Consider the following 11,996-nt stretch of genomic DNA (forward strand, 5'->3'; position numbering starts at 1 on the left):
GCACCAACGCCCTGGGTCGCAGCCCGGCCCGCCCCGCCCCAATTCGGACTACGGAGTCACCATGACCAGTACCCGGCCGACGCCCGGCATCGGCTTCAAGCGGCACTACACCCCCTACGTCGTCGACGGCGAGGCCGTCTACCTGGTGTCCGAACGCGGCGTCTGCGTCGTCAACGGCTCACTGGCCGAACGGCTGGCGCCGCTCCTGGACGGCACCAGGAGCGCCCACGAGATCGGTGCTGAGCTGGCGCCCGCGGTGCCCGCCGACCGGGTAGCGGTGGCCCTGGACCAACTCGTGGCCGGTGGCTGGGCCGCCGCCTCCGACCCGGGGACCGACCCGGCCGCCGCCGGATTCTTCGAGATGGCGGGCCGCGACGGCGACACGGCCGTCGCCGCGCTGCGGGACGCCCGGGTGCGGGTGGAGGTCTACGGGAAGGTGACACCGGAGCCGTTCGTCGCGGCGCTGCTCGCGGCCGGCGCCGCGCACGTGGCGCTCGCACCGGCGGACGCGCCGCCCGCCGACACCGAGGGTGCCGACCTCGTCGTCGCGCTGACCGACGACTACCTCAACCCCGGCCTTGCGGGCCGGAACGCGGCCGCCCTCGCCTCCGGCACCCCGTGGATGCTCGCCCGTCCGGTCGGTTCGATCGTCTGGGCGGGACCGGTCTTCGTCCCGGACGCACCGGCGTCCGCGGACACCCCGGCCGGAGCGCCCGGCACCGGAACCGGCTGCTGGGAGTGCCTCGCGCACCGGCTCTCCGCCAACCGGCAGTCGCTCAGCTACCTCCAGCACCGGCTGGGCAGGGACCAGCCGGTACCGACCGTCGGGGCGCACCTGGCGCCCACGGCCGCCCTCGGGGTGCAGCTCGCCGCGCTGGAGGCGGCGAAGTGGGCCGCGGGCGTCCGCCCGGAGAAGGCCCAGGTGCTGACGTTCGACACCGTGCTTGCCGAGGCGGAACGCCATGAGCTGGTCCGCCGGCCGCAGTGCCCGTCCTGCGGCGACGCCGCGACCATGGAGCGCCGCCAGCTGGCACCGGTGCGCTTCGAGAGCCGGGCCAAGGCGTTCACCGCGGACGGCGGCCACCGGTCCGCCTCGCCCGAGGACATGCTGCTGAAGTACCGGCCCCAGCTCAGCCCGGTCACCGGTGTGGTGACCACCCTGGTGCCCGCCGAACGGACGCCCGGCGGCCTGCGGGTCTACGTCGCGGGCCAGAACCTCGCCCGCCAGGTCGGCGACCTGCGCCAGCTCCGTACCGGTCTGCGCAGCATCAGCTGCGGCAAGGGGCGGACGGACTCGCAGGCGCGGGCGAGCGCGATGGGCGAGGCGATGGAGCGCTACTCCGGGGTGTTCCAGGGCGACGAGGCGCGCCGCACCGCCCGTTACGAGGAGCTCGGCGAGCAGGCGGTGCACCCGTCCACCAGCCTGCTCTTCAGCGACCGGCAGTTCCGCGAGCGGGAGCTGTGGAACGCCAAGAAGTCGATGTTCAACACCGTGCCCGAGCGGTTCCGCGAGGACGCGGTCATCGAGTGGTCGCCCGCCTGGTCGCTGACGTCGGAGCGCACCCGCTGGCTGCCGACGATGTCGCTGTACTACGGCTACCGGCACAACGGCCCGTTCTTCGCCATGGGCGACTCCAACGGGGCCGCCGCGGGCACCTCGTTCGAGGACGCGACGCTGCAGGGCTTCCTGGAGCTCGTGGAACGTGACGCGGTCGCCCTGTGGTGGTACAACCGCGTCCAGCGACCGGCCGTCGACCTGGACTCCTTCGGCGACCCGTACATCGACCGGATGCGCGAGGTCTACGCGGGCCTGAACCGTGAGATGTGGGCCCTGGACCTGACGGCCGACTTCGGGATCCCGGTGGTGGGCGCGTTCTCCCGGCGGACCGACAAGCCGGCCGAGGACATCCTGATCGCGTTCGGCGCCCACCTCGATCCGCACATCGCGCTGACCCGGGCCCTCACCGAGATGAACCAGTTCCTGTCACCGGTGGCCGACGCCGGTCCCGGCGAGACGACGTACTCGGGCGCCGACCACGAGCAGAAGGCCTGGTGGAAGAGCGCGACGCTGGCCAACCAGCCGTACCTCAGGCCCCTCGACGGCCACGCCCCCGCCGCGGCCGGCCGCTGGGACCCGCTGGCCGCCGACGATCTGCGCACGGACCTCGAGACGGTGCAGCGCCTGGTGGCGGACCACGGCATGGAGATGCTCGTCCTGGACCAGACCCGCCCCGATGTGGGCCTGCCCGTCGCCAAGGTGATCGTCCCCGGGATGCGGCACTTCTGGGCCCGGTTCGCGCCCGGCCGGCTCTACGACGTTCCCGTGCGGCTGGGCTGGAAGGCCGCGCCCACCGCGGAGGCCGACCTCAACCCGACCGCCATCTTCATCTGACCGCAGGACGGAAGGCGCGCCATGACCATCACAGAACAGCCGCTGACCACCGCTGACGCCGAACTGTCCCGGGTACGACGGATGCTGACGCTCCGCCAGGACGTAAAAGTGGCGGCGGAGGGCGACGACGTCGAACTCACCCACCCCTGGGGCCGCCAGCGCGTCCACGCGCTCGGCGCGCCGACCGTGCGCCGGCTGCTGGCGCTGGGCGCCGGACCGGTCGACGCCGACGCGCTGGCCGGGGACCGCGAGGCCGGCCGGCTGCTGAGCCTGCTGGGCCGGTTCCCCTATCTGGTGACCAGCATCCTCGACGACCCGCTGACCGGACCGCTGGCCACCGCCGTGCCGATCGCCCGCTCGGCGGCCACACCCGGCGCGCCGGACCTCGGCACCACGGCCGTGGTGCTGTCCCGGTTCGCCTATCTGCGCAGACTGCCCGACGGACCCGCCGACGGCGGCGGGGGAACGATCGGCCAGGGCTGCGTCATGGAATCCCCGCTGGCGCCCTACCGGGTGACACTGCACCAGTCGGCCGCGGCGGCGTTCGTCGCGGCGCTGACCACGCCGCGCACCGTGGCGGAGGCGGCCGCGCTGGCCGGGCTGCCGGAGCAGTCGGGCGCCGCGCTGGCCGCCCTGCTGGCGGGGACCGGCTTCATGGAGCCCGCCGCGGGTGCCGCGGTGGGCGCCGCCCCCGCGCTCCCGGCGGCGGACCCGCCGCTGTGGGACTTCCACGACCTGCTCTTCCACTCCCGCAGCAGGGCCGGCCGGCACGACTACACCAGCGGCGGCGTCTTCGCCCACCAGGACGTACCGCACCCGCCGGCCCTGCCGGGCGCCGGGAGCAACGAGGACGAGCCGGGTATCGACCTGCCGGTGCCGGACTGGGACGAGGTGACGGCCCGGGACCCGCGGCTGACCGAGGTGCTGGAGGGGCGCCGGTCCATCCGCACCTACGCGGAGACCCCGGTGACGCTGGAGCAGATCGCCGAACTGCTCTACCGGGCGGCCCGGGTCCGTCAGGTGATCCCGCGCGACCCGTCCTCCCCGAACTCGTACGACGCGATCGACCGCCCCTACCCGGCCGGCGGCGCCACGGGCGAGCTGGAGATCTATCTGTCGGTCGCCGCCTGCGAGGGGCTGCCCACCGGGGTCTACCGCTACGACGCCGCCGCACACCGACTGCAGCCGCGCCGTTGGCACGGCGCGGCTGACGAAGCGGCGTTCAGGGAACTGCTGACGGCGGCATGGCGGGCCACCAACTGCACGGTGGATCCGCAGGTGCTGCTGACGGTGACCTCGCGGTTCGGCCGGCTGTCGTGGAAGTACAGCCAGATCGCGTACGCGCTGACGCTCAAGCACGTGGGAGTGCTCTACCAGACCCTCTACCTGGTGGCGACGGCGATGGGTCTGGCACCGTGCGGGCTCGGTTCGGGTGACACCGACGCGGCGGCGCGCGCCCTGGGTCTGGACTGGACGTCGGAGTCCTCGGTGGGGGAGTTCCTGATCGGCAGCCGCCCGGCATCGGGTTCCGGCAGCCTGCCCCAGGGCTTCTGCGACATCGTCGACACGATGCGGGAGCAAGGCTGAGGACGGGGGTCCGTCGTTCCGCCGGCCGCTACAGCCAGTCGTTCTCGCGGGCGATCCTTATGGCGTCGCAGCGGTTCCTGGCGCCGGTCCTGGCGATGGCCGACGAGACGTAGTTGCGCACCGTCCCCGGGGACAGCGACAGCTGGTTCGCGACCTCGCCGATGGTGCTGCCGGCGGCGACCAGCCGCAGGACCGCGAGTTCCCGGCGGGTCGGCGTGTCCGGCCCCGGCCGGATCGCCACCAGCACCAGCTCGGGGTCGAAGACCCGTCGTCCCGCCGCGAGTTCACGGACGGTGCTGATGAGCCGCTCGGGCCGTACGTCCTTGCGGAGCATGCCGTGCACACCGTCGGCGTAGGCGCGCTGCACCTCGTCGGCGCGGGGTGCGGCACCGAGCAGCAGAACGGCCGTCCGCGGGGAGAGCGACCGGATCAGCTCGGCGGTCCGCAGTCCGCCGGCTCCCGGCACGTCGAGATCGACGACCGCGATGTCGGGCCGGTCCCCGGTGGCCTGGGCCACGGCGCTCTCCGCGTCGCACGCCTCGGAGCAGACGGTGAGGTCCGGTTCGCGGTCGAGCAGGGCGCTCAGACCGGAACGGAACAGGTGGTGTCCGTCGGCGAGCAGGACGCTGGTGGTCGTGGTCACGGTGGTCGTCGCGGCCGCCATGGTCAGGGTGGGCGGGAGGTCCTGCGGTCGGTCCAGTGCCGTGGTCATGTTCCCCGTACTCCCTTCGTCCCCGGATACGAACCGCTGCTCAGCCCCAGCCCCAGGTGTCCGGGTGCGTCGGGTCGGGCTCGACCGGCGGGTGGGTGGGCGCCGGGGTGGGCGTCGGAGCCGGCGTGGGGCCGTCGGCCACGACGCTGACGGAGTGGGCGGGAGCGGTGGCGGGGGACGCGGCGCCCAGTGAGCTCCCCACGGAGACGGAGGCACCGAGGATGACAGCGACAGAGGCGATGGATACCGCGAGCTTGCGCATAGGAATGCCCGAGCCTTCCGTTCGTGGGGATCCCGGACTCCCGCCGGGGTCATGGCCGAACCGGTGTGAAACCGGTGGGTGGTGCTGGTGTTGCGCTTCGGATGGTCCGGCTGCCGTGCCGTTCTTCCGACACCATGAGAGTGGCCCGCGGTGGCCCCGGCTGTCAGTAGCCGGAGCTGTCACCAAGCTGCACTGGCACCCTCGGGCCAGCTCCGGCCACCGGTCGGCCCACTCGAACAGCGTCGACGCCCCAACCATCCCTGGCATCACTGGCACCCCTTGAACACCAGCTGTCACAGAGGCCTGCGGCGACTTCCTTACAGCAAGGCGTCAATGGCGCATGGCAGGAAGGTGACACCGACGGTGGACAGGGGTTGCGGGACCGGTAGAAAGGGTTCCCATTGCAACGTTCTGAACTGCGTCTTTACCGCGCGCCCGCGGGCGGTTCGCGATCGATATGTCCGCGCACCCCGCCCGGCCACGCGTTTTCCGCAGAATCGGAGCTTCCGAAGCCCTCACCTAAGGTTGCTGCACCGCTACGCTGACGCCCTGAGTCGGTCGTCGAACACCTTCAGCGGGGTGTTCCTCGACGGCGTTTTTGTCACGGGCGGGTGCGTCGCAGTCTGACCACCCAGGGGAGCTCGGGGGGTACCAGGTGGGAGAACGGCTAGTTCTTGACGCGGTGGCCGAGGGGGTCTATCGGACGATGCTCATGCATCCCGAGTTAGACATCCCCGACGTGGCCGATCTGTTGGAGCAGTCGGTGGAAGCCATACGCGGTTCGCTGGACCAGCTCGCTGACCTCGCGCTGGTCCGCCCGGCAGGACCGACCGGGCGCTGGCGTGCCGTCAATCCGGAGCTGGGGCTCGCCGCCATGCTCGCCCGTCAGGAAGCGGAGGCACAGCGCCGGCAGAACGAGATGGACCGCAGTCGCAACGCGATGGCCAGTCTGATCACCGAGTTCGCGACCACGCGGCCGGCCAGCAGCTCCTCCGGCGTCGAGATCCTCTGCGACCTGAGTGAAGTGCGGCTCCGGCTGGAGGAGTTGGCGGCGGACGCGGCGGGGGAGGTGCTCTCCTTCGCCCCCGGCGGACCGCAGCCGGCCCATGTCATGGAGGCCAGCCGCGACCTGGACCAGGAGACGCTGGACCGCGGGGTACGGATGCGGACCGTCTACCTCGACAGTGTCCGCAACGACCCGGCCACCGTGCAGTACGCGCGCTGGCTCAGCGAGCTGGGCGGCAGTGTGCGCACCACGCCCACCCTGCCGCTGCGCATGATCATCGTCGACGGCAGGACCGCCGTCGTCCCCGTCGATCCCGAAGACCCGCGCAAGGGCGCGGTGCTGCTGCACAGCCCCGGGGTCATCGCGGCACTGCGGGCCCTGTTCGAGCAGGTGTGGGACCAGGCGCGGGCGCTCGGTGAGACGCCGACCCGTGATCCCGCCGGACTCACCGTCCAGGAGCGGCAGTTGCTGCGGCTGCTCGCGTGCGGTCTCACCGACGAACGTGCCGCGCAGCGGCTGGGCGTCTCGCTGCGCACGATCCGTCGCATGATGGCCGACCTCATGACCCGGGTGGACGCGCGCAGCCGCTTCCAGGCCGGTGTGCAGATCGCCGCGATGGGCTGGCTCGGCGCCCGCACACCGGCCCCGCTCGGGGTCGACATCAACGCGGTGCCCGTCGAGTGACCGCGGCGGGGTGAGCGCGTGCGGCCCGGTCGTCGCGTGCTCCGGTCGAGGGTTCGCGGCCGGCGTCGCTCACTGTCGGGTGTCCGGCCCCGCCGGTTCGTCGATGATCCGTTCGGCGAGTTCGGCGAGCCGCAGCTGATGGCTGCGGGCGTGCCGGCGCAGGAGGGCGAAGGCGTCGTCGGGGCTGCAGTGGTGGCGTTCGGCGAGGATGCCCTTCGCCTGCTCGATCACGATGCGGCTGTCGAGCGCGTTGTGCAACTGGCCGATCCGCGCCTGCTGTTCGGCCAGGGCTCTGCCGTGCCGGAGGGTGATGGCGGCCGCTTCGGCGAGCGACTGGCCGAGATCCAGGACGGACGGCGTCAGCGTCCCGGCGCGCCGGTGGAACAGCGCCACGGCGCCCTGGGTGCGGTCCGCGCGGCGCAGCGGGATCACTGCCACCGTGGTGAACCCGCAGGCCAGCGCCTGCCCGGTGAAGTGCGGCCAGCGGATGCGGTGCACGGGCCGGCTCAGCGGTGTCTCGGCCAGCCGTGTCCCGGACCGCAGGACGTCGTGGCCGGGCCCCTGGCCCTTGTCGAGCTGGATCCGGGCCAGCCGGCCCACCGCCTCGGCGCCGGCCGGGTCGGCGGCGGACGCCGCGGTGTGCAGGGAGTGGTCACCGGCCGGGCCCTGGCCCTGCGCGAGGACGGTGGCGGCGTCGAGGTCCAACAGGTCCACGGTGTGGTCGGCCAGCCGCTGCAGGAGCCCGACGCAGTCCTGGCTGTCGTCGAGGGCCTGGGAGAGAGCGAGGAAGGCATCGGCCAGCCGGACCTCCCGCAGCGTGGAGGACATGATGCGGTGCCGCCTTCCTCGCGGTGCTCGGGGCCCCGGATCCGCACGCCCCCGGCCAGCGTCCCAGCTCGGGGGTCCGCCCGCCACGGCATTCCCCGACCGGGCGGCCACCCGCTGCGGTCCCGGCATGCGGACGGCCGCCGCCGTACCCGGAGGTACGACGGCGGCCGGGAAGTGCCGTTCGGTCAGTGGTGCAGCCAGCTCTGCAGTGCCAGGGCCGGGACGAAGCGGGCCGCGTCGAGGGTGCCGATGCCGGTCGCCATGTCATAGCCCTTCACCGCGGTATAGCCGGTGACACCGTCATAGGTGTTGTTCGTACCGTCCGCGACGTCCACGACGCCCGTGAACGGGTTGTGCGGGGCCTGCTGGGACAGCGCGTACAGCGCGCTGTGGATGTCGCCCACCCGGTGCCCCGCGAGCTGGTCGGCCAGCGCCACGATGCCCGCGAAGAGCGGACTCGACTCGCTCGTACCGCCGTTGACGCCCCAGCCGACCGACGTCGGGTCGTAGCTGGAGTACACCCAGGCGCCCCCGTCGACCGCTGCGGCCATCGAGATGTCCGGCGTGCCGCGGTGGTTGCCGACGATGCCCTTGACGCCGTTCTGGTACGCGGGACGGCCGAAGACGTGGGACTGGCCACCGCCACTGGCGCCGTAGTCGTTGTAGACACTGTCCGGCGCGGTGCGGTTGCCCGCGTCGTTCAGGTGCAGCTGGGTGCCGCCGATCGAGGTGACCAGCGGGTCCGACGACGGCCAGGAGTTGACCTGGTAGGGGTAGTTGGCGCTGCCGTCCTCGATGTAGTCCGTGGCACCGCTGTCACCGGAGGACCCCAGCACCGTCACCCCGTGCCTGGCCGCGTCCTTGAACGCGTACCGCAGCTTCTCGATGCTCGAGAAGTTGCCCTGCTCGAAGCCGGGGAAGGTGTTCTCGGTCGCCCCGAAGCTCTGCGAGATGACATCACCGATGCCGCGGTCGATCAGCGACTTCTCGGCGTCCATCATCTCCGGCAGGCCGACGACGCCCTCGGTCTCGGCGACCGCCGTCTCCACCAGGATGATCTTCGCGTCCGGCGCCACGGCGTGCGCCATCTCCACGTCCAGCGTGGACTCACCCGCCCAGCCGGTCATGTCCGGGTTCGTGGCGTCCCACGGCGGGACGTTGCCCCACTTGACCACCTGCACCGGCGCGCTCTTGATGCCGAACTGCGCGCTGTACACGTCCAGGTCGTGCTGGATCGTCGGCGAGCCGAACGAGTCCACGATGACGATCGTGCGGCCCTTGCCGGTGATGCCGGCCCGGTACAGCGGGTTCAGGTTGTACGCCTGCCGGTACTGGGTCGGGGTGTAGCAGTTGATCCCCCACTTGGCCTGGCACTGCTCGATGCTGAGCGGGCCGTCGGCGGCGCGGACCAGTTGGTGCCCTTCAACGGCCGGTACCACCCTGACCACCGGGGCCTTGGCGGCAGGCGCCGCGGTGGCGGCCCCTGACAGCGGGGCGGATATGAGCGCTGCGGCTGTGAGGGCGGTGGCCCCGGCCGCTGCGACCACGGCACGCTGCCGCGGACGAACTCTGGGCATGGATCCTCCTTGTATGGAGTCGGGCCGCGCTGGGCGGCTGCCGTGATCACATCCGTACATCATGAGCAGGACAAGCGTGTTGGCGGATTACTGCCGACGGCTTTACCTGGGAGCCGATAACTTTGCGGAGCCATTACCCGGGCGGTCTCCGCTGCCCCTGCCGTCTCAGCGCTCCCCGTCGTCCGCCACCGGATCGAAACGGACCGGCGCCTCGGAGTTGGCCCGCCGGGCGGTGCGCCGGAACGTGATGAGGACGGCGGGCCCCGCGACCAGGATGCAGATGAAGTTGGTGACGGCCCGGCCGGTGTCCCGGCCCAGCGACGTGGCGAGGTCGAAGGCCAGGTAGCGGTGCCAATGCTCGGTGAGCGGCAGCCCCGGCAGACAGGCGATCGAGCTGTTGGGGTCGAGCGAGAACGGCCAGAACGACAGGTTCAGCAGGAAGCCGCCTGACGACTCAAGGACGACTCAAGCCCTGACGACCGCGACCCGCGGTGCGTGCGTGCCCGGTCACCCCGCCAACGGCCGCCCGCACCGCAGGTTCCACCGTCCTGCGCGGCCGACCAGCTCGGTGACCGTCAGCGGCAGGACGTCCAGCCGCCAGAACGCCTGCGGCGGCAGGCCGACGGCGTGCACGACCGCGGCCCGCACGACCGCGGGCTCCGCGACCGCGAGCACCCGCCCGCCGTCCGGCGCCCCGCCGTCCAGCCAGCCGCCGACCCGTTCGCAGAGCTCCGTCAGCGATTCGCCGCCGTGCGGGGCCGCGGCGGGGTCCGACAGCCAGCCGGCCACCGCCTCCGGCTCGGCGGCCGAGACCTCGTCCAGCCGGAGCCCCCGCCAGCGGCCCATGTCCCAGTCCCGCAACGGCGGCTGCTCCCCTGCGGTGATGCCGAGGAGCTCCGCGGTCCGCCGGCAGCGCTCCGACGAGGCGGTCAAGTACGCGGTCGCGCCCGGCAGTCCGGGCGCGCCGGCGCGCGCCCGGCGCTCTCCGGCGTCGGTCAGCGGGCTGGTTCCGTCGTCGAACCGCGCCTCCGCGAAGGCCTGGCTCTCCGCCGACGAGACCAAGAACACACGCACCGTCATCCCCGCTACCCCTCCCTTGTCGCACCGGCCCCACAGCGGAACACATCGTCGCAGGTTGGCGCGTATCGCCTTCGCGCACGCCCTTGGCCGCGGGTGTCGCTTCACGGTACGGTTCAGCCCGACCCGACGACGGTGTGAACGGAAGCACGGTGAAAATCCGGCACGGTCGCGCCACTGTGAAACCGGCTCACCCCGGTAAGTCAGACCCGGCACCTTCGTCAACAGCACCACCAAGTGGGACGCGTGTTCCCGAGGAGGCACTGCCATGGCCCAGTCCGCTGCACCCGCGGCCGCCAGCCCAGCCCTACCCATCACCCCGCTGCCGCTGAAGGCGATCCTGCCCTGGGCAGTGTTCTTCGGCATGCTCGCGCTCGTTCTGCTGTACTTCGTCGGTGCGGAGCAGGGCGCCACGTCCCTGGTCGCCGGATCGGACGTTCACGAGTGGGTCCACGACGGGCGCCATCTGCTCGGCTTCCCCTGCCACTGATCGGAAGCCGCTCCAATGAACTCCACCACTGTGCGCTCCCTGCTGGTCCGGGGGATGCTCGCCGGGCTCGTCGCCGGTCTGCTGGCCCTCGTCGTCGCCTATCTCATGGGCGAACCGAGGGTCGACGCGGCCATCGCCTTCGAGGACTCCCACTCCCACGAACACGAGATGGAGATCGTCAGCCGCTCCCTGCAGTCCACCGCGGGACTGGCGACCGGCGTTCTGATCTTCGGCGTCTCGCTGGGCGGGATAGCGGCCCTCGCGTTCTGCTTCGCCCTGGGCCGCGTCGGCCGCTTCTCCCCGCGGGCCACCGCCGTGCTCATCTCGGGCGCGGCGCTGCTCACCGTCTACGTGGTGCCGTTCCTGAAGTATCCGGCCAACCCGCCGTCGATCGGCGACCCGGAGACCATCGGTAAACGCACCACCCTGTACTTCCTCATGATCGCGCTGAGCGTGCTGCTCGCGGTGGCCGCCGTCATCCTCGGCAAGCGGCTGGCACCGCGGCTGACCACCTGGTACGCCAGTGTCGTGGCCGGTGTCGCGTATCTGGTCGCCATCGGGCTGGCCTACGCGTTCCTGCCCGCGATCAACGAAGTGCCCGCGGACTTCTCCGCCACTCTCCTGTGGCAGTTCCGCCTTGCGGCCGTGGCCATCCAACTCACCCTGTGGACCGCCTTCGCCCTGACGTTCGGCTATCTCGCCGAACGCGTACTCACCCCCCGGCCCGCCAAGAGCGAGGCCGCGGAGGCGAACAGCGAGAGCAACACGGCGGCACGGACGGCCGCCTCCGCCGGCTGACACCGACCGACGTCCACCTGACACGACCGACAGCCCGCCGGGGCCCGCCCCGGCGGGCTGTCGGTCGCGCCGCGCTGTGCCGGGACCCGGCACGGAGCCGAAGGAGTCCGCGTGACCGCCCCCTTTCCCACGCCGTACGCGGCCCGGCCCTGCACCCTGGTGGTGTGCCGGGGGTGCTGCTGCGGCAATGCGAGCAAGCACCCGGGCACCGACCACCAGCGGCAGTTGGACCGGCTGAGCGCCGCGGCCGCGGACTCCGGCGGCCGGCTCGCGCTGCGCACCACCGACTGCCTGGGGCCCTGCGACCAGGCGAACATCGTGGTCGTCCAGCCGTCCGCCGAAGGACGCCGCAAGGGCGGCCGGGCCGTATGGATCGGCTTCGCCACCGATGACGGCTCCACCGACGACATCCTCGCCTGGGTGGCGTCGGGCGGCCCCGGCGAGACCGAACCACCCGCCTCCCTCGCCCTCCAGATCGTCAGCCCACGGCGCGCGACCCCGCTGCGCCGGCGCCGCTGACCTTCCGCCGCGAGCGCCGCGGCACGGCGGGCACTGGGCCGCCCGGACCACGGGGACCGGAGCC

The 11,996-nt window shown here is 72.3% G+C and carries 11 protein-coding genes and 1 pseudogene; 6 read left to right on the forward strand and 6 right to left on the reverse strand.

What is annotated here, in order from left to right:
* Window positions 1-61: 61 nt before the first annotated feature.
* Together C8250_RS36175 and C8250_RS36180 are read left to right on the forward strand one after the other, a co-directional pair.
* A complete protein-coding gene (locus tag C8250_RS36175) occupies window positions 62-2,392 on the forward strand; it encodes a TOMM precursor leader peptide-binding protein (protein WP_138352533.1) in 2,331 nt (776 codons plus the stop codon).
* 21 nt (window positions 2,393-2,413) lie between these two features.
* Entirely contained in the window at window positions 2,414-3,979 is a 1,566-nt protein-coding gene (locus C8250_RS36180) for a SagB family peptide dehydrogenase (protein WP_138352534.1), read from the forward strand.
* A gap of 28 nt (window positions 3,980-4,007) precedes the next feature.
* Here the strand turns inward: C8250_RS36180 and C8250_RS36185 are convergent, their stop codons facing one another.
* A complete protein-coding gene (locus tag C8250_RS36185) occupies window positions 4,008-4,691 on the reverse strand; it encodes a response regulator transcription factor (RefSeq protein ID WP_138352536.1) in 684 nt (227 codons plus the stop codon).
* 40 nt (window positions 4,692-4,731) lie between these two features.
* Window positions 4,732-4,953, reverse strand: coding sequence for a hypothetical protein (locus C8250_RS36190; RefSeq protein WP_138352537.1), 222 nt, complete (start codon window positions 4,951-4,953; stop codon window positions 4,732-4,734).
* Window positions 4,954-5,665: 712 nt separating this feature from the next.
* Here C8250_RS36190 and C8250_RS36195 point away from each other — a divergent pair.
* A complete protein-coding gene (locus C8250_RS36195) occupies window positions 5,666-6,643 on the forward strand; it encodes a LuxR C-terminal-related transcriptional regulator (RefSeq protein ID WP_232485165.1) in 978 nt (325 codons plus the stop codon).
* Between the two features lie 69 nt (window positions 6,644-6,712).
* On the opposite strand, the gene C8250_RS36200 is transcribed toward C8250_RS36195, so the two are convergent.
* The 4 genes and pseudogenes from C8250_RS36200 to C8250_RS36210 all read right to left on the reverse strand — a co-directional run bounded on the left by C8250_RS36200 (window position 6,713) and on the right by C8250_RS36210 (window position 10,128).
* The gene (locus C8250_RS36200; RefSeq protein WP_164293425.1) at window positions 6,713-7,471 is read right to left on the reverse strand and encodes a GAF and ANTAR domain-containing protein; all 759 of its coding nucleotides are present in this window, start codon (window positions 7,469-7,471) and stop codon (window positions 6,713-6,715) included.
* 185 nt (window positions 7,472-7,656) lie between these two features.
* Complete coding sequence (locus C8250_RS36205; RefSeq protein ID WP_138352540.1) at window positions 7,657-9,048, reverse strand: S53 family peptidase; 1,392 nt, start codon at window positions 9,046-9,048, stop codon at window positions 7,657-7,659.
* Between the two features lie 165 nt (window positions 9,049-9,213).
* Window positions 9,214-9,492: pseudogene (locus C8250_RS44040) on the reverse strand (ECF transporter S component); the annotation flags it as partial.
* Window positions 9,493-9,555: 63 nt separating this feature from the next.
* Window positions 9,556-10,128 (reverse strand): phosphoglycerate mutase family protein, encoded by a 573-nt coding sequence (locus C8250_RS36210; protein ID WP_138352542.1) that lies wholly within the window; start codon window positions 10,126-10,128, stop codon window positions 9,556-9,558.
* 265 nt (window positions 10,129-10,393) lie between these two features.
* Here C8250_RS36210 and C8250_RS36215 point away from each other — a divergent pair, with 265 nt between their 5' ends.
* From C8250_RS36215 to C8250_RS36225, 3 genes are all read left to right on the forward strand, one after another.
* A complete protein-coding gene (locus tag C8250_RS36215; RefSeq protein ID WP_138352543.1) occupies window positions 10,394-10,615 on the forward strand; it encodes a CbtB domain-containing protein in 222 nt (73 codons plus the stop codon).
* A 15-nt stretch (window positions 10,616-10,630) separates the two neighbouring features.
* On the forward strand, window positions 10,631-11,413 hold the full coding sequence (locus C8250_RS36220; RefSeq protein WP_138352545.1) for a CbtA family protein: 783 nt from the start codon (window positions 10,631-10,633) through the stop codon (window positions 11,411-11,413).
* Window positions 11,414-11,524: 111 nt separating this feature from the next.
* Window positions 11,525-11,932 (forward strand): (2Fe-2S) ferredoxin domain-containing protein, encoded by a 408-nt coding sequence (locus tag C8250_RS36225; RefSeq protein WP_138352546.1) that lies wholly within the window; start codon window positions 11,525-11,527, stop codon window positions 11,930-11,932.
* Window positions 11,933-11,996 lie beyond the last annotated feature (64 nt).

Source organism: Streptomyces sp. So13.3 (genome assembly GCF_005860785.2).
Taxonomy (GTDB): Bacteria; Actinomycetota; Actinomycetes; order Streptomycetales; family Streptomycetaceae; genus Actinacidiphila; species Actinacidiphila fildesensis.

Bases quoted from the DNA above. Each gene is read 5' to 3' on its own strand.
- C8250_RS36175 (WP_138352533.1), top strand. From the start codon at position 62: ATGACCAGTACCCGGCCGACGCCCGGCATCGGCTTCAAGCGGCACTAC.
- C8250_RS36180 (WP_138352534.1), top strand. From the start codon at position 2,414: ATGACCATCACAGAACAGCCGCTGACCACCGCTGACGCCGAACTGTCC.
- C8250_RS36185 (WP_138352536.1), bottom strand. From the start codon at position 4,691: ATGACCACGGCACTGGACCGACCGCAGGACCTCCCGCCCACCCTGACC.
- C8250_RS36190 (WP_138352537.1), bottom strand. From the start codon at position 4,953: ATGCGCAAGCTCGCGGTATCCATCGCCTCTGTCGCTGTCATCCTCGGT.
- C8250_RS36195 (WP_232485165.1), top strand. From the start codon at position 5,666: ATGCATCCCGAGTTAGACATCCCCGACGTGGCCGATCTGTTGGAGCAG.
- C8250_RS36200 (WP_164293425.1), bottom strand. From the start codon at position 7,471: ATGTCCTCCACGCTGCGGGAGGTCCGGCTGGCCGATGCCTTCCTCGCT.
- C8250_RS36205 (WP_138352540.1), bottom strand. From the start codon at position 9,048: ATGCCCAGAGTTCGTCCGCGGCAGCGTGCCGTGGTCGCAGCGGCCGGG.
- C8250_RS36210 (WP_138352542.1), bottom strand. From the start codon at position 10,128: ATGACGGTGCGTGTGTTCTTGGTCTCGTCGGCGGAGAGCCAGGCCTTC.
- C8250_RS36215 (WP_138352543.1), top strand. From the start codon at position 10,394: ATGGCCCAGTCCGCTGCACCCGCGGCCGCCAGCCCAGCCCTACCCATC.
- C8250_RS36220 (WP_138352545.1), top strand. From the start codon at position 10,631: ATGAACTCCACCACTGTGCGCTCCCTGCTGGTCCGGGGGATGCTCGCC.